The following is a 20,115-nucleotide window of genomic DNA, read 5'->3' as shown; positions in this document are numbered from 1 at the left end:
ACAGTTTGCCCGTGGCAGCGTGACGCGCCGCTTACCCGGGGCGCAACGAACGGGGGATGCCGCTGTGACCGACGTCATAAGCGGTGACGCCCGGACGGCAGGCAGGGTGCCGGGGCGCTGCCGTCCTACACTTGGGTCCCTGTGAGCCTGAGCCTGGGAATCGTGGGTCTGCCCAATGTCGGAAAGTCGACCCTCTTCAACGCGCTGACCCGCAACGACGTGGTCGCGGCCAACTATCCGTTCGCGACCATCGAGCCCAACGAGGGTGTCGTTTCGCTGCCGGATCCGCGCCTGGACAAGCTGGCGGAGCTCTTCGGATCCGAGCGCATCGTCCCCGCGCCCGTGACCTTCGTCGATATCGCCGGCCTGGTCAAAGGGGCATCGGAGGGGGCCGGTCTGGGCAACAAGTTCCTCGCGCACATCCGCGAATGCGACGCCATCTGTCAGGTGGTGCGGGTGTTCGCCGACGATGACGTGACCCACGTGGCCGGCAGGGTCGACCCGCAATCCGACATCGAGGTCGTCGAAACCGAGCTGATCCTGGCCGACCTGCAGACTCTCGACCGTGCCCTGCCGAGGCTGGAGAAGGAAGCTCGCACCACCAAGGAGCGCAAGCCGGTCTATGACGCGGCACTGGCCGCCCGGCAACTGCTCAACGGCGGCACCACGCTGTTCGGCGCCGGTGTGGACGCCTCGGTGCTGCGCGAGCTGAACCTGCTGACCACCAAACCGTTCCTGTACGTGTTCAACGCCGACGAGGCGGTCCTGACCGATGCCACCCGGGTCGCCGAGCTTCGTGCGCTGGTCGCGCCCGCCGACGCCGTCTTCTTGGATGCCGCCATCGAATCGGAGCTGGCCGAACTCGACGACGAATCGGCCGCCGAGCTGCTGGAGTCGATCGGGCAGACTGAGCGCGGTCTCGACGCGCTGGCTCGGGCCGGGTTTCACACCCTGAAGCTGCAGACCTTTCTGACCGCCGGACCCAAGGAATCGCGGGCCTGGGTGATCCATCAGGGCGACACCGCGCCCAAGGCGGCCGGCGTGATCCATTCCGACTTCGAAAAGGGCTTCATCAAAGCCGAGATCGTGTCCTATGACGACCTGGTTGCCGCCGGGTCCATGGCGGCGGCCAAGGCGGCCGGCAAGGTCCGGATCGAAGGCAAGGATTACGTGATGGCCGACGGCGACGTGGTGGAGTTCCGGTTCCAAGCGGCGTCTGGTCAGCAGAAGAAGGCATAGTTAGCTGTGTCATCCCCGCTCAGGGCTTGAAATCCCGGAGGTCCTCTATCAGCCGGGCGACGGGCTCGTTCGATTCCGGCGCCCGGCACGTAGCTGCTTCGCTACCAGCCGCTACAACTACCGCCGGGATCGGAAAATCGCGAATTACCAGGCGCCGACCGTGCACAACTGCTCGTTACAGGTCGTCCGTAACGCAAGCGCCGACCCCCTCAAGTACGTGATGAAGTACTTCAGCATCAAGGCTGACAAGCGCACCTTCCGACGTGGAGAATCTGGGCGAGAACATCACCCAACTCGAAGAGGCAGTCAACAACCTCAAACAGCGTGAGGCGAGTATCGCCCAGTCGGTCAATCCGCCTGCATTCATCCTGAAGCACTACGCAGACGAGTACATGAGGCATGTGGGAGTCGAACTTTCGCCGATTAGCGTTCCGTATCCCGTGTATGTCTTTGAGTACGTCAGTGCCGGTGGGAACAGCTCGCAGCGAACAACCGTCACGTTAGACACCCCAACGATCGACGCGCTCATCGAGACCCTTTCTCAGAAGATCCGCTGGAGAAAGAGTGCTGCCGGTCAACGCGTCGCTGATGACTTCAAAGCTGCGCAACTCCATAAAGGCGCCTGACAATCACACCCGCCGGTCCTGCACGGTGTCGCTCGCAGCGGAGCCCCATCTCCTTCTCGAGGTGGACCACATTGTCCCAGTCTCCAAGGGCGGCTTGTCCACACCGGAAAATCTGCAGACCCTTTGCTGGCGTTGCAACCGGAGGAAGGCGAACAAGCTTGCGTCCGCCTGATGGCGTCACGCATACGCGAGATACGTGCAGAGGGGCGTGCAAGCAAGGCCGCCGAGCGGCCGTGATTCTCAGCGCCGACGACTATGACTCGATCATGGAAACCTTGGCGATCCTCAGCGATCAGGAGTTGATGCGTGAGGTCCGGGCAGCCGAGGCCGAGGCTGAGAGCGGCGAGATTTACTCACTCGACGAGGTTACCGAGGAGATGCGCGCCGCCGGTCGGCTTCCGCGATGACCTATCAGGTCGAATTAACCAGAGCGGCGAAGAATGCGTTGACCGATCTCCTACCGGAGCCGGTAGCTATCGCTTGCTGGGAGTTCATCCGAGGTCCGCTCGCCGAGAACCCTCACCGAGTCGGAAAGCCACTTCGTGATCGGTTGGAAGTCCGGTACTCGGCCCGCCGGGGAGAGTTTCGGGTGATCTATCGGATTTTCGACGAGCGTGTCGTCGTCCGAGTCATACATATGGCGCATATCGCGCATCGGCGAGACGTTTACCGGTAGGGGCGACGTGGTCGCTGACGAAGCGATATCGAAGCATCCGCCGGCTCGTCACGGCGCCAACGTCAAGGTCGACCGACCCTAGACCGGGCCCGTGCGGGTGGACTATGTGTTGAGGGTGCGACAAGTGAGGGCCTCGAATGGCTGAATCAATGCGCACGGCGCAACAGGTTCAACGCCAAGCGGCGGCCGCGCAGCGCGAGCAGGCTGACCTGCGCCGCGTCCTAAGCGACGGGCCGAACGGTGGTCGCTGATCACCGCGCCGATGCGTTCGACGAGCTTGAACGCCGAGCAGCCGAACTCGACGAACGCGAGAAGGCGCTGCAACGACGCGAGGCTGGACTGGCAAGACGCGAATGGCTCGCTTCCGAGCGGGATCGGATAGCGGCGGAGCGGGACCGGCTCGCCAACGATCGCGAGTTGTCCGCCGACGAGCGAGAAAGATGCGCAGACCAACGCGAGGGAACCGCCGCCGACCGGGAACGTGAGCGCTTGCAGCGTGCCGCCGACCGAGAGAAGCGGCTGCGAGCCCATGCCGCTCGGGAACAGGCCGAGATCAGGCGTCAAATGGACGAGTCCGAACGAGAACGATGCGCTCAAATCGACTCGGACGAATAACCGACGTGACGCGGTCGAGTAAAGCCCGGCCGCCAAACTCGGTCAGGACGGCGGGTTTCCTGCTCGCCGAGCTGGCTTCGGCCAGCAGATTCGCCGCCGTCGGCCGCGCGGCGCCGGAATCAGTCGACACGGCAATGTGATGGATGTGGTCGATGAGAACAACGGTGACAGTCCGGCCGCGCCCGACCGGTTAACCAGTCGGTGGACCGACCAGGGCGCGGTCCAATGAGTGAGCACGCAGTTGCGGCGACAATCGCACGCATTCGCCGCATTGCCCCATTTCTACTGGTCACACCTCTTTCTGGCGATAACCTTGTGATTAAGTAGCGGTTTGCTGAGTACGCATTGAGCCTTTCTGTTTCAATTCCTAGATAAATGCGTGACAAACCTGCTGTATATGCAGGTCAGACGATTATCTGGTTAATCGTGATAACCACCACATTATTTGGTTTCCTATGCATATTGTCGGTAGTGTCCCTGGCCATGATTGCTTTGGCAACGCTGTTGACGCTTATCAACCAGGTTTCGGGAACCCCCTATATTCCGGGTGGCGATTCGCCGGCCGGCACCGACTGTTCGGGGTTGGCTTCGTGGGTGTCGAATGCGGCTACGGACCGGCCTGTTTTCGGCGATCGCTTCAACACCGGCAATGAGGAAGCCGCTTTGGCGGCCCGGGGCTTTCAACAGGGCACTGCTCCCAACGCCTTGGTGATCGGGTGGAATGGCGGTCACACGGCCGTCACCTTGCCTGACGGCACCCCGGTCGCCAGCGGTGAAGGTGGCGGGGTACGTATCGGTGGTGGTGGTGCCTACCAGGCTCAATTCACCCATCACATGTACCTGCCGCTGGATGCCGACGCGGTCGCGGCGGACGCGCCTCCGCCGGATGCGCCCGCTGTTTTGGTCGATGCCGTGGACCCGGGCGACGCGCCGGCCCCGGCGCCCGACGATCCGGGTCCGATAGGCGATCCGGAAATGGTGAATACATAACTAATCGGTTGCTGTGTGACGCGGGCAACAGCAATTCTGCGACCTGGGTCACATATGTCATGCCGCGCAAATAAACGCAGCCACGCCCTATCGCAATTGTGCGCCCAATCACAATGCGGTTTGGGGGCGTGGTTGCGCCATTCTGTGAGGCACGAATTTGTCACGGCCGCCGGGCTGCCGAATTCGATTTTGGTGGAGGCGGGGGATCCGTTCACGCTGAGGTTTAGGCTCGATTCGACGGTCGATGCTTCATACCATTGCCGCGACGGAAGGAGCTTTGCCGGTGACATCCCAGGCCGCCGAGCCCGGCACCGCCTTGGGCCGGATCATCGCCGCCACCCAGGAGGCGGTAACCGCCGACCGGGCAAACGGGCGGGTGGTAATCCAGGCTTCGGCCACCGCGCACGACGCGGTGGCCAGCACGGTACGCCTCGGCCAATATCGGGTCGAAGTCGACGAGCCGCCACCCCTCGGGGGCGAGAGCAAGGCCCCCAATCCCGTTGAGTACTACCTGGCCTCGCTGCTCTCCTGCCAAATCGTCACCTGGCGCTTCTGGGCGGAAAAGCTTGGGATCGCGGTCGACGACATCACCGCGCATGCCGAAGGTGATCTCGACGTGCAGGGCTTCTTCGGATTCGACGACAACGTCCGCTCCGGCTTCCGGGAGGTCCGCGTGGTGATCAGCGTGACCGGGCCCGAAACGCCGGAACGCTATCGCGAGCTGCAGCAGGCAGTCGACCAGCACTGCCCGGTGCTGGATCTGACTCGAAATGCGACGCCGGTAACCACTCGAGTGCAGCTCAGCTGAGCAGGGTCTGCTGGGTATTCTGGCCCTGCTTGCCAGGCATCAGGCCGGTTGCAGAAGTGGGGAGCGGCAATGATCTTCATCGTCGTCAAGTTCGAAACCAAGCCCGAGTGGACCGAGCGCTGGCCGGAGCTGGTGGCGCCGTTCACCGCGGCCACCCGCGCCGAAGCGGGCAACCTGTGGTTCGAGTGGTCGCGCAGCCTGGACAATCCGGCCGAATACGTTCTGGTCGAAGCCTTCCGTGACGGTGACGCCGGCGCGGCCCACGTCAACAGTGATCACTTCAAGCAGGCCATGCAGCAGCTGCCGCAGGCGTTGGCGTCCACGCCCAAGATCATCAGCCAGACCATCGACGCCACCGGATGGTCGGTCATGGGGGAGATGTCGGTCGGCTAGCCGACGATCACGGCGATCTCGTTGCCCAGCCGGTAACCCGGCGCCAGCGGTAGCGTGTCGCCGCTCCAGAACTTGCCCGGGTCGAACCAGTTCGCGTCCTTGTCGGTGGCGAGCAACCCCATCTCCTCATAGGTGATGGCCACGGTCTCGGCGCAGTACGCCGTCTCCAGCCCCAGTGCCCGCCGGGTTGCCTTGCGTCGTCGGGTCTGTTCGCGGACCTTGTTGTCCACTACGGGTATTCCCCGGATCCAGTCGTTGAGGGTGGGAAGCCGGCCACGCAGCCAGCGGCCGGTCAGCCGAGCGGTGGTCGGAAACGCGGTGCCGTCCATCCGCGCGATCACCCGCAGTAGTTGGTTTTCCTGTTCCCGGTTGGCATACGGGGTCAGCTGACGCAGCCAGCACCGCTGCTGGTAGCGCCCCGTCCATTGCTCCACGACCCCGCGGGCGTCGTTGAGCTGCACCCCCCGATGGTGGGTGCCGGTCCACACGTCGACGAGCTTGTCGCCCAGTTCGGCATGCCAGATCAGCGGCGGCAAGTCGTCGATGGCCACCGTCATACCGACGTGGTTCACCGGGCTGTTGGTCAACGTCTGGATGGCGCGGTCCGGCCCGGACCGTCCCCGAAACAACCACAGATCGCCGGTCCGGGTTTCGTTCAGCGCCTGGTCCAACGTGAGCGTGCTGGATTCCACCCCAGCACCATAGGCAGACATAGGCTGTCGTCATGCGCAGCATCTGGAAGTGGCTAGGCCTGGCCGGTGTCGCCGGCGTCGTCGCCGGAGGGGCGCTGGTGGTGCGCGACGAACGCAAGCGTCGCGCCTACACCGCCGACGAGGTCCGGTCCCGGCTGCACCAGAGGCTGGCCGAATCCGGCGCAGACGGCCTTCAGTCCCCGTCGGACACGGGCGGGGACGCCACCGCGAACAACCGGTAGCTGCCGGAGAAGCCCTTCAATTCGACGTCGCGGCCCTCATCGAAACCGATGTCGTCGCAATCGCCGACGGCGTCGCGAACCGGTTGGCTCACCAGGATCTCGCCGCCGGTGGCCTGCCCGGCAACCCGGGCCGCCATGGCGACGTTGCGACCGAACAGGTCGTCGCCGCGGCGTACCGAGCGGCCCATGTGGATGCCGATTCTGACCTTGATTACGTTGCGGCGCTTACGCTTTGCTTCCCTGTGCAGCGCATCCTGGATGTCGATGGCGCACCGTAGAGCCTGTTCGGCCCGGGCGAAGGCGACCATGAATCCGTCGCCTTGACTCTTCACCACGTGGCCGGACCGGCGTTCGACGAGCTCGTGAATCATCTTGTCATGTGCGGCAATGAGTTTGACCCAGGCTCGATCACCGATTCGCTCGTTGAGCGCGGTGGATTCCTCGATGTCGGAGAACAGGATCACCACGCGACCGTCCGGCGTGACTCGCGCCAGGTCCGGTCGCTCGACTTCGGCCCAGTCCGCCAGGTCCTCGATCGAGCTGCGTACGGCAGCGCCGAAGCCCTCCTTGCGCACCAGGTTTGCGGTCTGCCATACCGTCTTGACGGCCTCGCGGCCACCGGACAACAACCAGTTGCGGGCATCGGCGCGGCGTCGCAGCTCCTCGACCTCCTGACGACTGCGGCTCAGCAACCGCCACAGCACGACCAGCCCGACGGCTTCCGCCACCGCGATCCCGGCCAGCACATAGACCGCGATGTGCAGCGCAGCACCGGAGCCCAACACCCGGTCCATTCTTCCCGGGCCCGGTTGAGTCGATCTTGTCGGGCCAGGGGGCAATGTCTAGGGTTGAGGTCGGCCACCACGGGGAAGTAGCTGTCAAGCCGTTGGGTGACTTTCGCAGATGACGTCCTGGAGGTGGGCATTGGCCGGTAGCGCATCTAGCGCTTCAGACGTGTTGGTGATCTTCGGAATTACCGGTGATCTGGCCCGTAAGATGACTTTCCGCGCGCTGTACCGGTTGGAACGTCGGGGGTTGCTGGACTGTCCGATCGTGGGTGTGGCCAGTGACGATATCCCGGTGGACAAGCTGGTCGAGCGGGCCCGGGAGGCCATTGGTCAGTCGGGGGAGAAGTTCGACGACAAGGTGTTCGGCCGGTTGGCCAGCCGGTTGTCCTATCTATCGGGCGACGTGACCGACAGCGCCTTGTACACCTCGCTGGCCAAGCAAATAGGTTCCGGACATCGCCCCCTGTACTACCTGGAAATGCCGCCTGCGTTGTTCGCCCCGATCGTCGAGAATCTGGCAGCGGCCGACCTGGTTCGGGGCGCACGCGTCGCGGTGGAAAAGCCCTTCGGCCACGACCTGGCCTCGGCGCGCGAACTCAACTCCAGGCTGCGCGCGGTGCTCGACGAAGAGCAGATCCTGCGCGTCGACCACTTCCTGGGCAAACAGCCCGTCGTCGAGCTGCAGTACCTGCGATTCGCCAATCGCGGCCTGGCCGAGTTGTGGGATTCCAAGAGCATTTCCGAGATCCACGTCACCATGGCGGAGAATTTCGGCGTCGAGGACCGCGGCTCCTTCTACGACGCGGTGGGGGCCCTGCGTGACGTCGTGCAGAACCATCTGCTGCAGGTGCTGGCGCTGGTGACGATGGAGCCGCCGGTCGGCGCCAGCGCCGACGATCTCAACGACAAGAAGGCCGAGGTGTTTCGCGCGATGCCGGCGCTGGAGCCGGCGCGTTACGTGCGTGGCCAGTATCGGGGCTACGGCGATGTTGCCGGGGTGGCGCAGAATTCGCAGACCGAGACCTACGTCGCGCTGCGGACCGAGATCGACAACTGGCGCTGGGCGGGCGTACCGATATTCCTGAGGGCCGGAAAAGCATTGCCGGAGAAGGTGACCGAGGTCCGGATGTTTCTGCACCACGTTCCCGGGTTGGCGTTTCTGCCCAACCGCCGGCCGCCCGAACCCAACCAGATCGTGCTGCGCATCGATCCCGACCCCGGGATGCGGCTACAGATTTCGGCCCACACCCACAATGCGTGGCAAGACATCCACCTGGACTCCTCGTTCGCCGAAGACCTTGGTGAGCCGATCCGTCCCTATGAGCGACTGCTGCACGCCGGATTGCAGGGTGATCGCCAGCTTTTCGCCCGCGAAGACAGCATCGAGGAGACCTGGCGGATCGTGCAGCCGGTGCTCGACAACCCGGGCGATGTCCACCAATACGACCGCGGTTCCTGGGGACCCGAGGCCGCGCAGACGCTGCTGCGTGGTCACCGCGGTTGGCAACAGCCGTGGCTGCCTCGCGGCGCAAAAACAGGACAGTAAGGGAGACGAAATCATATGCAGCTAGGGATGATCGGTCTGGGCCGGATGGGCGCCAACATCGTCCGCCGAGTGGTCAAAGGTGGACACGAATGCGTGGTGTACGACCACAACTCCGACGCCGTCAAGGCGATGGCGGGGGAGGACAACACCACTGGGGTGTCGTCCCTGCGGGAGCTGCGTGACAAGCTCTCCGCGCCGCGAGTCGTGTGGGTGATGGTGCCCGCGGGCACCATCACCACCGGGGTCATCGAGGAGCTGGCCGAGACCCTGGAGCCCGGAGACATCGTGATCGACGGCGGCAACACCTACTACCGCGACGACATCACCCATGCAAAGCTGCTGTCCAGCAAGGAAATTCACTTGCTGGACACCGGCACCAGCGGCGGCGTGTGGGGCCTGGAGCGTGGCTATTGCCTGATGATCGGCGGGGATGCCGGCGCATTTGCCCACGCCGAGCCGATCTTTGCCACCGTCGCGCCGGGGGTGGAGGCGGCGCCGCGCACGCCCGGCCGCGACGGCGAGGTGGCGCAGTCCGAGAAGGGCTACTTCCATTGCGGGCCGTCGGGGGCCGGACACTTCGTCAAGATGGTGCACAACGGCATCGAGTACGGCATGATGGCCTCCCTGGCCGAGGGGCTGAACATTCTGCGCAATGCCGACATCGGCACCCGGGTGCAGCAAGGTGACGCCGAGACCGCGCCGCTGTCCAACCCGGAGTACTACCAGTACGACATCGACATCCCCGAGATCGCCGAACTGTGGCGCCGCGGCAGTGTGATCGGCTCGTGGCTGCTGGATCTGACCGCGATCGCACTGCACGAATCGCCTGAGCTGCAGGAGTTTTCGGGGCGGGTCTCCGATTCCGGCGAGGGCCGGTGGACCTCAATCGCGGCGATCGACGAGGGCGTGCCCGCGCCGGTGCTCACCACCGCGCTGCAGTCCCGGTTCGCCTCGCGCGATCTCGACGACTTCGCCAACAAGGCGCTGTCGGCCATGCGGAAGCAGTTCGGCGGCCACGCCGAGAAACCGGCCAACTAACCGGCGGCAACCGTCCGTCTGACGAAGTCCACCACCACATCGCTGAAGGCGTCGTTGTCGTCGCCCGCGGCGGTGTGTCCGGCGTTGGACAGCTCGACGAACTCCGCGCGCGGCACTTTGGTCAGAAAGTCCTGGACCGCTTCCGGGCTCACCACGTCGGAGAGTTTGCCGCGGATCAACAGAATGGGGATCTTCAGGTTCACCGCGGCCCGCTCGAAGTTCTCGGTGCGCAGGTCCGGGTCATCCAGGGGGGCGGTCATCATCGCCGGATCCCAGTGCCAGTACCACCTTCCGCCGCGCTGCCGCAGATTCTTCTTCAACCCCTCGGGACTGCGCGGCTTGGTGCGGTGCGGCAGATAGGCCGCGACCGCATCGGCGGCTTCCTCGAGCGAAGCGAAACCGTCAAGGTTGGTGCGCATGAAATCCCGGATGCGGGCGCTGCCGTCTTTCTCGTACCGGGGTACCACGTCGACCAGCACCAATCCCGTCACCCGGTCGGGGCCTGCGGCGTCGGCGACCAGGATGCCGGTCAGCCCGCCCATGCTGGCCCCGATCACCACCACATGACGACCGATCGCATCCATGACCTGCAACACGTCCTCGGTGAGGGTCTCGACGGCGTAATCCGCGGCCGGCGCTCGATCGCTGTCCCCATGTCCACGGGTGTCCAGCGCGACGACGTGAAACCCCTCGTCGGCAAGGATCTGACCGGTTTTCTTCCAGGAGAACCGGTTTTGGCCGCCGCCGTGCAACATCAAGATGCTCGGCCGGTCAGCCGCCTCGGCGCCGCGGTTCCATTCGTCGGCGACCAGCGTGATTCCCCCGGCGCCGGGAAACTCGACGGTGCGGGGGCTGCTCACGGTGCTCACGCATTCCGACGTTACCTAGTTCGTTTAAGCACCTTCATCCAGGGTGGCGACGTGGGCCATGGGTCAGGTTCGCCGCGGCGACCGCCGGCACCCGGCCTCACAGCAACTTCACGGCTGACACCCACCCGTCCGCAATGGCGCATATGTCATCCTAGGTTGACAAATATTGAGCGGCCTTGCCGGCCAGGGCGACCTGGCGCGGACCAAAGGAGTTCTTATTCTTACGCTTTCACCTCGGCGCCAGGCATCCCGACCGGCCGCCCGCGTGTCGTCGTTCACGCCGCGGGTGTGGCTGGGACCGATCATCGTCGCCGTCGCGCTGATGTACGGGTTGGGTCTGTTCTATGTCGGCGGCACCCTTAACCCCGGCGCCAACCTGCGACACTTTCCGATCGCGATCGTCAACCAGGACACCGGGGTGACGGGCCGACTCATCGCCGACGGGCTGGCGGCCAATATGGACAAGAACCAGTTCGACGTCCGGGTGCTGCCGGCCGATCAAGCGCGCGACCAACTCGAGACCGGGAAGGTCTACGCGCAGGTCTTGCTGCCCTGGGACCTGTCCCAGCGACTGTTCGCGTTGCCGGAGGCGACGTTGCAGCCGGGACAACCGCTCAAGCCGGTCATCACCATCTCGACCGGTCCGCGGGCCGGCGCCGTCGCCGCCGTCATCGCCGAGAAGGCGATGCGCAAGGCATTGGCGGTCGTCAACGCCAGGGCCGGCACCATGCTCACCGCGCAACTACGACGGCACAGCGACGGCGCACCGGTGCCGGGAGGGGCCCTGATGGTGCTGGCCAGCCCGATCGACATCGACACCACCGGGGCCGAGCCTGCCGACGGCGGGAGCGGACTGTATTACTCGTTGCTGCTGGTGATCGGCGGCGTTACGGCCGCGATCGTGGTGCGCCCGACCGCCGCGGCGTTGCTGCGTTCGGCGCCGGCAAAGTATGGGCGATGGCGGCGGTTGGCCGACCGAATCAGGGTCTCCCGGCTGCAGGCGTTGCTCGTGGAGTGGACGCTACTGTCGCTGCTGGCCGTGCCGACATCGGCGGTCTGCCTCTGGATCGCGGTCGCGCTGGGTATGCCGGCGCCGCAGCTGCTCGCGGTGTGGTTGTTCGGTGCCTTCATTGTCGCCACGGTTGGCGCCATGTCCACCTCGCTGATCGCGACCCTGGGCACCTGGGGCGCGTTGCTCAGCGTGTTCGTGTTCATCTTCCTGGGGATTCCGTCGGCTGGTGCCACCATCCCGTTGGAGGCCTCGCCGCGGTTCGTGGCCTGGCTCGCCGAATTCGAACCGGTGCGCCAGGCATTTCTGGGCTGTCGGTCCTTGCTCTATTCGGACGGCGCCGGCGGCGCCGAGCTGATCCGAGCGGTCACGGTGTGCGCGCTCGGCCTGAGCATCGCTTTGTCGGCCGGTGCCTTGGTCACCTACATCCGCGACCGCGACGGGCTGCTCCGCATCGAAGCTTCTGCCACCCGCTGACGCCAAGGCCGCCATTCGGGCCATGGGGGAGCCCACAGCACCAGCAGCGAGCGGCGCGTAGTCACGCCGGGCGTGTGGTTCTGAACAATGTGCGGTGAGTGTTCGTCGTCGCCGGGGTCTATCACAGCGACGACGCCCCGACGACACGGAGACTGCCATGCCATCGATCACGCCCGCACTCTGGTTCGACCACAATCTGGAAGAGGCGGCCCAGTTCTACACCTCGGTGTTCCCGAACTCGCACGTCGAGAATTTCAACCGCTACACCGAGGCCGGCCCGGGTGAACCGGGCGCGGTGGTATCGGGCACCTTCGTCCTGGACGGGGTGCGGTTCGTCGGCATCAACGGCGGCCCGGAATTCCGCTTCACCGAGGCGGTGTCCTTCATGGTCGACTGCAAGGACCAGGACGAGGTCGACTACTACTGGGACCGGCTGACCCGGGGCGGCGAGGAATCGCAGTGCGGCTGGTGCAAAGACCGCTTCGGGCTGAGCTGGCAGATCGTCCCGGCCCGGCTGCACGAGTTGCTCACCGACCCCGATCCTGCCGTGGCGACCGCGGCGACCACCGCGATGCTCGGCATGCGCAAGATCGTCATCGCCGAATTGGAGAGGGCCGCAGCGCAAGTGTGAGCTCACTCGGTGAGCCGGGCGATCCATTCGATCGCCGTATCGATGATCGGCGCGACGTCGCCGGGCTTCTCGCAGTCGGCGATCATCAACGACGACTCGGCCATCGTCGCCATCAGAAGGCGGCTCAGCAGTTGGCCACGCGGCGACGTGTCCGGCGGCAGCACGACCAGCCAGCGGCGGAAGGCGGCCGACATCCGGTCGCGGCGGACGGTCTCGAACCCGGCGGGCGTGTCACCGGACGACAGCACCCTGGCCCGGCATCGGTTGTCCCACATCGCCTCCAGGTAAGCCCGTACGTGAAGTTGCAGTGCGTGTCGCGGGTCGGCGCCGTCCGGGCCGGACCTGGAGGCGTGCTGCATCGCCGCCTCGATACGGCGTTCCACGTCGTCGGCCACCTGCTCGAAGATCGACAGAAACAGTTCGCTCTTGCCGCCGAAGTGGTGGTAGATGCTGCCGATGCTGGCGCCTGACCTGGCCACCACGTCGGCCATCGTCGCCGCGGTGAAGCCCCTGGCCGCGAAAACCTCGGTTGCCGCATCCAGGATCCGCCGTTGCGTGGCGCCCGTTTTGGCCCATCGGCGGACGGTGTCCGCGTTGGTCACTGAACCCGCCCGCATGTCAGCCGACCATCTCCGGCAGCATCCGCAGCGAGCGGGACTCCAGCCGGGACGGGCCACCGGTCATGTCCCAGGATCCCGCCGCGACCAACATCGACTCCGCCCCGGGACCGGTATACATCCGGCCCGATTTGACTTCTGGGGATAGCGAGGCCAACAGCATCGTTGCTTGGTCCTCCCGTTGACGGCTCTGAAATTCAGGGTGCCGCGACGGCGGCGCGACGTCTGTCGGCCGAGCGGCCACTCCGGGGATGAATGCGGTGTCCCCCGATCGAAGGTCTTTTTGTCCCCCATGCATCCCGGTTACGTTGGATCATGCGCGGGCCGCAGGTGGCGACAGGAGTCAACATGAGGAACCAAGCTGCCCTGCCGGGCGCGACGCCCGGCATGATTGGCAACGCCGCGACCGACCACGCCAACGCCGACCAGGAAGCCAGTCATGTCTGAACCCCACTGGATCGACGTCCCGGGAGCCGACGCCGATCTCAAGGCCCTGACCTGGGGTCCGGCCGACGCCCCGATCGCCCTGTGCCTGCATGGCTTTCCCGACACCCCGTACGGCTGGCGCAAGGTCGCTCCTCGGCTGGCGAAATCGGGATGGCGGGTCGTCGCACCCTTCATGCGGGGCTATGCGCCGTCGTCGATCCCGGCCGACGGCTGTTATCACGTCGGCGCGCTGATGCACGACGCCCTGCGGGTGCGCGCGGCCGCCGGCGGGACCGACGACGACGTGGTGATCGGGCACGACTGGGGCGCGATCACCGCCACCGGTCTGGCCGCGATGCCCGACAGCCCGTTCGCCCGGGCCGTCATCATGTCGGTGCCGCCCGCGGCGGCATTCCGCCCGCTGGGCCGGGTGCCCGACCGCGGGCGGCTGGCCCGCGAGCTACCGCATCAGCTGTTGCGCAGCTGGTACATCGTCTACTTCCAGTTGCCCTGGCTGCCCGAGCGGTCCGCCGCGTGGCTACCGCCGCTGTTGTGGCGCCGGTGGTCGCCGGGTTATTACGCCGAGGAGGACCTGCGCCACGTCGACGCCGCGATCGGCACACCGGAGAGCTGGCACGCGGCGCTGGGCCCTTACCGGGCCACCATCCGCAACACCCGGCCGCCGGCCGGCTACGCCGAGTTGAACCGATGGTGGACCGAGCCGCCACGGTTGCCGAGCCTGTATCTGCATGGTCGCGACGACGGTTGTGCCACACCGGCTTTCACGCATTGGACGGAGAAGGTGCTGCCCGCCGGCAGCGACGTGGCGATCGTCGACCACGCCGGGCATTTCCTGCAGCTGGAACAGCCGGAGAAGGTGGCCGAGCTGATCCTGACGTTCGTCGGCACACCCGGCTGAGGCTGTGGCGGCACACCGGATGGCGGCCGTCGACGCGCAGTTCTACTGGATGTCGGCCAAGATTCCCAATGACCAGTTCCTGTTGTACGCCTTCGACGGAGACGCCGTGGCTGCCGAGCGGGCCATCGCGCAGCTCCTGGACCGGGCCCGCGCCTGTCCGGAGCTGCGGATGCGGGTCCACGACCGGTCTGCCCTGAGTTATCCGCGGTGGGTTGCCGCGGGTGTCGAGCGCGAGCAGGTGGTCCGCCACGGGCCGACCGACGGCAGCTGGCACGGCTGTCTGGCGGCGGTCGCCGCGCTGGCCGACGAGCAGCTCGATATTCGCCGGATGCCGTGGCGGGTCCACGTATTCACCCCGGTGACCGGGATTCCGGGGGTCGGCGGCGCGGGCACCGTCGCGGTCGTCCAAGTCGCGCATGCGCTCGGCGACGGCGCGCGCGCCTCGGCGATGGCGGCCTGGCTGTTCGGGCGGGCGGCTCCGGTGGCGCCGGTCACCGGGCCCCCGCGGGGTGTCCTGCCCTGGCGGGCCGCCGCAGCGGCCCGCATGCACCGTCGCCTGGTCCGCGACACCAGGGCCGGGCGGTTGGCGCCGGGTGCCGGTTCGCGGCCGCTGCTGCCCACCAACGCCCGGCCAGAGGGTGTGCGAGCGGTGCGCACCCTGGTGCGGCAGCGCTCGCAATTGCCCGGTCCCACGGTGACTGTCGCGGTGCTGGCCGCCGTGTCCACGGCGCTGTACAGGCTGCTCGGCGGGTCGGCCGAATCGCTGGCAGCAGAAGTGCCGATGGCTAAACCGGGTGTGCCGCGAGCGCATAACCATTTCGGCAACGTCGCCATCGGCCTGTATCCGGCGCTCGGTCACACCGAGCGGATTGGGCGGATTGCCGCCGACCTGGCCAATGCCCGTCGCCGCATGCAACATCCCGCCGGGCGGGCGGCCGACCTGGCCTTCGCTACCATTCCGGCAGCGCTACTACGTTGGGGAGTAAGCAAATTCGATGCTGACGCCCGGCCGGCGCAAGTGGCCGGCAACACCGTGGTGTCCAGTGTGCACCGCGGAGCCGCCGATCTTCATTTCGGTGCCGCGCCGGTGGTGCTGACGGCTGGCTATCCGGCACTGTCACCGGCGATGGGGCTGACTCACGGGGTGCACGGCATCGGCGACACGATAGCGATCAGTGTCCATGCGGCCGCGTCGGCGATACCCGACATCGATGCCTATGTGGAATTGCTCGACGCGGCGCTGCGATGAATACTATTGGGCATCACCAGATCTGGCCGCTTCTTCGCGAGTCAGGCCCACGGCCAGGATCAGCTCCTCATGCAGTTCGAACCAGACAGTGTGATAGGAGTCGATGAGCGGCCGGCTGAGCCAGCCGATATCGCCGGACCTGACCTTGTCAAGTGCGGCAGTGAGTTTCGCCGAGTAGGCGCGCAGCCGCGGCAGCTGTGCCGCTGCCGCCGCGATGATGGGTAGTACGCGCCGGTGCACATCGTCGAGACGGGCCAATACCGCAGCGTCATAACCGGCGTCGTCGTGAACATTGGGTTGGCCGCCCTTGAGTTGCCAATCCGTGACCACCACTTTGAAATCGGCATTGACGCTACGAAACTCGTTGTAGGCGGCGGCCATTGCCGCCGGGTCGACCTCCTTGCGTTCCTCGGCGAGCAATGCATTGAGCCGGGTGCGGCCTTCGGGGCTGATCCGCAACGTGGCGCCGGCGACCAACAGACTCGATGCGGTGAGCTGATCGACGATTTCGGCGATGACGCGGTGATCTTCACCCAGCGTGGTAGCCAGGTCGGCTAAACTCACCCGGCCCTTCAGGCGGACGGCCTGTAATACCTTGACGTGCATTCCGGATGCTGTGGGGTTGACTTGGCTTGCGGTTTCGTCGTGCATGTCACCGGGTTTCGTCGTTGTCAGGGTTACCTCAGCTCCGCGGGTCTGTTTGCGGACTGCGGTGATTCGCTTAACCTCGCATCGTTTTCGCAGGCCGGCAAGAATGCGAACAACACCTGTCCGCCAAAATACAAAATCCAGTTCGCGGCATACAGGTCGAATATCGGAATATTTCGATCCTGCCCCGGTGCCAGCCACGTGCTGAACAGGTACAAGTCTGATAGCGGGAGAAGCAGCCCGCCGATCAGTACGGGCAACGCTCGCAGGCTGAGTCGGTTCGCCCAGAAATACCAAATACTGAAGCCGATCATCAGGGTATAGATGACGAGGTTGAAAAGGAAGCTCCCAACCTCGAGGAACTGATGACCGGCAACTGGCTCCGGCACGTACGAGATCCAGCCCACAGTGTTGGCCACCGCAATGATCATCACGACGAACCAGCGCATGGGGTAACCTATTCCGCCACGTTGCGCGAGCCTGGGCTGGGAAAAACGGTAGAGGACGTAAACGTACAAGATGTAGCCGGCGCCGAACAGAATGATCGCGACGGACAGCTTTTGGCTGATGGGTTCGATGCCGGATATGGCGCTATTGACCACGTCTCCCACGGCGCACATTGCCATCCCCGCGATCAGGATGCGCGTATACCGTGCCACCTGCTGGGAAAGCTGCTGCTGATAAGCCAGGCGTACGGCGATGACAAAGAGCATCAGAGCCACATGCCACATGTGATAGATCGTCGTAGGTGGCCGGGAGATATTACCTATCCAGAGCACCTCTGTTGTGACGCTGAGGGCGAGCAGGCTGAAAAGTATCGTGGCGTAGGGGAATCTCATGGGCGCCAATTCTTGAGGCGGGTTCGGAAGTGCGCGATGGCCCACGGCCATCGTCGAGTCTGAGCAGTGCCGAGAATCCTCACAGTGGCCCGACTGTATAGCACCGGACCCGATCGGAAATCGAGAGGGGAAATGACCAGCGTCCGGTGGCTATGCGCAGCCGACTGGTTTGACCGCAGCTGCCGTCGGGCATGCCTGCTCACGCTCTCAGGTCGGTGACGCGGGCCCAAACTTCGGGGGTGTCGTGCGTCGACGCCGCTCGAATCGGTGCGCGCTATGACTGCGAGTGTTGGTGGGGGGTTGTGGAGGTCTTGGGGGTCCCGGGTGGGTGGCGGTTGGTTGTCGCCGCTGGTGTCCACGCGGTGGATTAGCAGGGTAGTGTGCACTGATTGCTTGATGCCCCAAGGTGTTTGGGGTTCGATACGGTGCCGGTGGTGACCGGTCCGGGTAACCAACGCTCGTTGGTTGGTAGTGGTTGGGGTTGGTCGCAAACCCGTAAGCTACCCCCCACAGGTGGGGCATTAAGCTCACCGGTTCCACTCCACCAGCTTCATCCGCACGTCGACACCTGGTCCGAGCTTCTGCTTGAGACCCTGCATAAAACCCCACTGACGCACCGCCTGGTCGGCCAAACGCCGACATAGCCGCTCCACTGCGTCGACCGGCTGGTTTTCGTAGTCGATATCACCGCGCGCCTCCAAGGTGTCCGTCGCGGAAGCGACGGTACCTCGTTTTCTGGCAGCAGCACCGCGAGCTGACGCTTGTCCACCAGCGCCACCCACCGCATCTGTGCAGGCAGTTTGGGGAGCGTCGTTTCGTCCCCGGCTGGGTACGTCATGTGCGTTCCTGCCTGAGTTCCTTCAGTTCCACGCGGATACCACCGCCGGACGATGACCTCTGCGGACAGCGCTGCCTCATAGCCGATTCCCCGCAGTGCAGCACTTCCCTGACGCCTCCCCTATTGCTGGCCCACGTGGGCGGCGCCGAACCCGCAACGCTTCATGAGATGGGCCATTGAGGACTGCCAATTTGTTGCGGAACTCTCGGATATTTGCACCTTGGCGAGCTCAATCCCAGACCATCGAAGCTTGCAAGAATAGGCCCCAAAGGAATTCCGCCCCATAGCGGTCTTCGTTCCACAAGAATTCATAAGTTTCCTCCGCGGGAAGGATGTCGTCGAATAGCGGCCTTTTGGTACGTCGAATAGCCGGACCGAAACGCTCATCAAATTCGGGAATGTCGCAACTCCAAGCTGCCAGCTGGGCCGGAGATTCGACATCGAGCGATGTGTGCTCGGTGTGCGTGTAACCCGCTGACTCAAGTAGTCCGTTCGCGTCAGCGTGGGCGTTGAATTTGAAGCCGGGCCACAACACGCTGTTGTACTTCAGTGCTGTGGCGTCCTCGTCAAGAACTCCTAACAGTGTCTTCATGTCTCGAAATCGCGATGTCGCTTCGCTGAGGGCTTCTGCTACCCGATCGTGAATACGTACTGCCTCGTCCAAAGATAGCCCTGCCTTGTCCAGCTTGGCATCTAATAGGCCCCGGGTATCTTTTAAAGACAGTCGCGGCTTCATGGTCATCAGGAGATAAACCTCGAAGTTGACTACTGCTGCATGCAAAGTTGCATTCATCGCCTACTCCACTACTTCGGCAAAAACTGATAGAGGTCGCCGCGAAATACAGAAAGCGTTCCGTCCGGGGCTACCATGATAGCTTCCCCGAACTTCAGGTTAGCGGGTAGCACCAGCTTTGCTCCATTAGGCCCGTTGACAATACCCCCAGTTTGACCCCACGCCGCTTCCCCCGCGGCTTCGGCCACCTCCGCGGCCTGTTGCTGATTGCCGATGTGCAATTGATTAAGCCTGTCGACCAAAGTATTCAGTCTTGAGCCTTTAGGAACGTGTTCCACGACATCTTTACCGATTTGCGTGGCCTGATCGGTAATGCTCGGGCTTGAAGGCGCACCCGGTTGGTTTGATGGGGGCTCGGAACCGGGTGTACCCGGCCGCGTGGGGCCAGGGCGGGTTCGCCCTCTATGGGTATGCCTAAGTCGTTTAAGCGTGCCCGGATTGCGGTTTGGCGTTCAAGGAGAGGACCGCGCGAGGCAATGCAGGCGTTGTATTGGGCCGGCGGCAGCGGCCCGACGTTTTCGACGCCGCATCGGGCGTTCCACGCCCGTATCTCAGCGTTAACTTGGGCCCATTCTGCGAGCGCCTGCTCGGCGCTCATGTCTTTAGGGTCGACCGGCATGGGTGGCGGGGTCGGGTCACGCGGTAAGGGGAAAGATGGTGCCGCCGGGGCCGGTACGAGCCCTGGCGGGCCGAAGCCCAGCATTTGGACACCGCTGTTGCCAGTCCCGGGTGTGGTATCAGACGGCGCGGTCCTGGCGGGACCGGTGTCGAGTGTGACGGGTGCGGGGGTGGGGGGCGATGCCTGCGTGGCCAGCCCCGGCCCCGCCACCGACGCTGCCGCCGAAGGCGGGCAGGGGGCCGGCACCTGGCGGCAGCGGCACCGGCGGCGCGATGCCCGCTAGCGCGCCGGCCGCTGGTGGGGCTTGCCACGGTGGTGCAGCTGCTGAGGCCGCGGCCTGTGGTGATATGTGCCGTATCAGCGGGCTAGCGCCGGTCAAGGCATCGAGCAGCGATGATGCTGAGGGGGCTGGCGGTGATGGCGGCACCGTCGGATTCGGCGTGTGGGTGGTGGTGATGGCGGCGACGGCCTGGATGTGGCCGCGCACCGCGCCTTCGCCGCCCAGCTCACCGGCGGAGCGCGCCACGT

At 65.0% G+C, this 20,115-nt stretch carries 22 protein-coding genes and 3 pseudogenes; 14 read left to right on the top strand and 11 right to left on the bottom strand.

From position 1 onward, the window contains the following. Nucleotides 1-141 precede the first annotated feature (141 nt). The 7 genes and pseudogenes from ychF (at nucleotide 142) to B4U45_RS07790 (ending at nucleotide 5,347) form a co-directional block, all read left to right on the top strand. Entirely contained in the window at nucleotides 142-1,239 is a 1,098-nt protein-coding gene (gene ychF / locus B4U45_RS07825; protein ID WP_075545726.1) for a redox-regulated ATPase YchF, read from the top strand. 103 nt (nucleotides 1,240-1,342) lie between these two features. Further along, nucleotides 1,343-2,037: pseudogene (locus tag B4U45_RS30060) on the top strand (HNH endonuclease); the annotation flags it as partial. Beyond that, complete coding sequence (locus B4U45_RS30055) at nucleotides 1,937-2,272, top strand: type II toxin-antitoxin system Phd/YefM family antitoxin (protein ID WP_338121151.1); 336 nt, start codon at nucleotides 1,937-1,939, stop codon at nucleotides 2,270-2,272. The pseudogene B4U45_RS30060 and the gene B4U45_RS30055, both read left to right, overlap by 101 nt. Nucleotides 2,273-2,781: 509 nt before the next feature. Beyond that, on the top strand, nucleotides 2,782-3,156 hold the full coding sequence (locus B4U45_RS30675) for a hypothetical protein (protein ID WP_075545724.1): 375 nt from the start codon (nucleotides 2,782-2,784) through the stop codon (nucleotides 3,154-3,156). Nucleotides 3,157-3,582: 426 nt separating this feature from the next. Continuing rightward, a complete protein-coding gene (locus B4U45_RS07800; RefSeq protein ID WP_075545723.1) occupies nucleotides 3,583-4,146 on the top strand; it encodes a glycoside hydrolase in 564 nt (187 codons plus the stop codon). A gap of 316 nt (nucleotides 4,147-4,462) precedes the next feature. Further along, entirely contained in the window at nucleotides 4,463-4,954 is a 492-nt protein-coding gene (locus tag B4U45_RS07795) for an OsmC family protein (protein WP_371687256.1), read from the top strand. Between the two features lie 69 nt (nucleotides 4,955-5,023). Further along, a complete protein-coding gene (locus B4U45_RS07790; protein ID WP_075545722.1) occupies nucleotides 5,024-5,347 on the top strand; it encodes a putative quinol monooxygenase in 324 nt (107 codons plus the stop codon). Here the strand turns inward: B4U45_RS07790 and B4U45_RS07785 are convergent. Beyond that, on the bottom strand, nucleotides 5,344-6,039 hold the full coding sequence (locus B4U45_RS07785; protein WP_075545721.1) for a guanylate cyclase: 696 nt from the start codon (nucleotides 6,037-6,039) through the stop codon (nucleotides 5,344-5,346). The genes B4U45_RS07790 and B4U45_RS07785 overlap by 4 nt on opposite strands. Nucleotides 6,040-6,071: 32 nt before the next feature. On the opposite strand from B4U45_RS07785, the gene B4U45_RS07780 reads away from it, so the two are divergent. Next, nucleotides 6,072-6,281, top strand: a complete 210-nt coding sequence (locus B4U45_RS07780; protein ID WP_075545720.1) for a hypothetical protein — start codon at nucleotides 6,072-6,074, stop codon at nucleotides 6,279-6,281. Here B4U45_RS07780 and B4U45_RS07775 read toward each other — a convergent pair. Beyond that, nucleotides 6,233-7,066 carry an adenylate/guanylate cyclase domain-containing protein gene (locus B4U45_RS07775; protein WP_240316485.1) on the bottom strand — a complete coding sequence of 278 codons (834 nt, stop codon included), beginning with the start codon at nucleotides 7,064-7,066 and terminating at the stop codon, nucleotides 6,233-6,235. The two genes, B4U45_RS07780 and B4U45_RS07775, sit on opposite strands and share 49 nt — an antisense overlap. A 118-nt stretch (nucleotides 7,067-7,184) precedes the next feature. Here B4U45_RS07775 and B4U45_RS07770 point away from each other — a divergent pair, with 118 nt between their 5' ends. Next, complete coding sequence (locus tag B4U45_RS07770; RefSeq protein ID WP_083154525.1) at nucleotides 7,185-8,615, top strand: glucose-6-phosphate dehydrogenase; 1,431 nt, start codon at nucleotides 7,185-7,187, stop codon at nucleotides 8,613-8,615. 15 nt (nucleotides 8,616-8,630) lie between these two features. Then, complete coding sequence (gene gnd / locus B4U45_RS07765) at nucleotides 8,631-9,653, top strand: phosphogluconate dehydrogenase (NAD(+)-dependent, decarboxylating) (RefSeq protein ID WP_075545717.1); 1,023 nt, start codon at nucleotides 8,631-8,633, stop codon at nucleotides 9,651-9,653. On the opposite strand, the gene B4U45_RS07760 is transcribed toward gnd, so the two are convergent. After that, the gene (locus B4U45_RS07760) at nucleotides 9,650-10,522 is read right to left on the bottom strand and encodes an alpha/beta fold hydrolase (RefSeq protein WP_083154524.1); all 873 of its coding nucleotides are present in this window, start codon (nucleotides 10,520-10,522) and stop codon (nucleotides 9,650-9,652) included. The two genes, gnd and B4U45_RS07760, sit on opposite strands and share 4 nt — an antisense overlap. Before the next feature lie 265 nt (nucleotides 10,523-10,787). Between B4U45_RS07760 and B4U45_RS07755 the strand changes: the two genes are divergently transcribed. Then, a complete protein-coding gene (locus B4U45_RS07755; protein ID WP_082275253.1) occupies nucleotides 10,788-12,008 on the top strand; it encodes a YhgE/Pip domain-containing protein in 1,221 nt (406 codons plus the stop codon). A 157-nt stretch (nucleotides 12,009-12,165) separates the two neighbouring features. Further along, nucleotides 12,166-12,639: a VOC family protein gene (locus tag B4U45_RS07750; protein ID WP_075545715.1), complete on the top strand. Its 474-nt coding sequence runs from the start codon at nucleotides 12,166-12,168 to the stop codon at nucleotides 12,637-12,639. 2 nt (nucleotides 12,640-12,641) lie between these two features. Here B4U45_RS07750 and B4U45_RS07745 read toward each other — a convergent pair whose 3' ends face one another. Both B4U45_RS07745 and B4U45_RS30320 read right to left on the bottom strand, forming a co-directional pair. Next, the gene (locus B4U45_RS07745) at nucleotides 12,642-13,256 is read right to left on the bottom strand and encodes a TetR/AcrR family transcriptional regulator (RefSeq protein WP_075545714.1); all 615 of its coding nucleotides are present in this window, start codon (nucleotides 13,254-13,256) and stop codon (nucleotides 12,642-12,644) included. A 1-nt stretch (nucleotide 13,257) separates the two neighbouring features. Further along, nucleotides 13,258-13,419, bottom strand: coding sequence for a PPE domain-containing protein (locus tag B4U45_RS30320; RefSeq protein WP_099224760.1), 162 nt, complete (start codon nucleotides 13,417-13,419; stop codon nucleotides 13,258-13,260). A 276-nt stretch (nucleotides 13,420-13,695) separates the two neighbouring features. Here B4U45_RS30320 and B4U45_RS07735 point away from each other — a divergent pair, with 276 nt between their 5' ends. Beyond that, nucleotides 13,696-14,601 (top strand): alpha/beta fold hydrolase, encoded by a 906-nt coding sequence (locus B4U45_RS07735; RefSeq protein WP_075545713.1) that lies wholly within the window; start codon nucleotides 13,696-13,698, stop codon nucleotides 14,599-14,601. Between the two features lie 4 nt (nucleotides 14,602-14,605). After that, entirely contained in the window at nucleotides 14,606-15,850 is a 1,245-nt protein-coding gene (locus tag B4U45_RS07730; protein ID WP_075545712.1) for a WS/DGAT domain-containing protein, read from the top strand. Between the two features lie 3 nt (nucleotides 15,851-15,853). Here the strand turns inward: B4U45_RS07730 and B4U45_RS07725 are convergent, their stop codons facing one another. The 6 genes and pseudogenes from B4U45_RS07725 to B4U45_RS29030 all read right to left on the bottom strand — a co-directional run. Then, nucleotides 15,854-16,456: a hypothetical protein gene (locus B4U45_RS07725; RefSeq protein ID WP_075545788.1), complete on the bottom strand. Its 603-nt coding sequence runs from the start codon at nucleotides 16,454-16,456 to the stop codon at nucleotides 15,854-15,856. A 71-nt stretch (nucleotides 16,457-16,527) separates the two neighbouring features. After that, entirely contained in the window at nucleotides 16,528-17,337 is an 810-nt protein-coding gene (locus tag B4U45_RS07720) for a lysoplasmalogenase family protein (RefSeq protein WP_075545711.1), read from the bottom strand. A gap of 527 nt (nucleotides 17,338-17,864) precedes the next feature. Next, nucleotides 17,865-18,175: pseudogene (locus B4U45_RS07715) on the bottom strand (hypothetical protein). A 229-nt stretch (nucleotides 18,176-18,404) separates the two neighbouring features. Further along, entirely contained in the window at nucleotides 18,405-18,968 is a 564-nt protein-coding gene (locus B4U45_RS07710; protein WP_075545710.1) for a hypothetical protein, read from the bottom strand. A gap of 11 nt (nucleotides 18,969-18,979) precedes the next feature. Beyond that, nucleotides 18,980-19,246, bottom strand: coding sequence for a hypothetical protein (locus B4U45_RS07705; RefSeq protein ID WP_183154961.1), 267 nt, complete (start codon nucleotides 19,244-19,246; stop codon nucleotides 18,980-18,982). Between the two features lie 459 nt (nucleotides 19,247-19,705). After that, nucleotides 19,706-20,115 (bottom strand): annotated as a pseudogene (locus B4U45_RS29030) (hypothetical protein); the annotation flags it as partial.

Origin of the sequence: Mycobacterium persicum (genome assembly GCF_002086915.1) — a bacterium.
In the GTDB taxonomy this organism is placed as follows: domain Bacteria; phylum Actinomycetota; class Actinomycetes; order Mycobacteriales; family Mycobacteriaceae; genus Mycobacterium; species Mycobacterium persicum.
The sequence above is the reverse complement of the archived record's forward strand: the minus strand, read 5'-3'. Positions and strand labels throughout refer to the sequence as shown.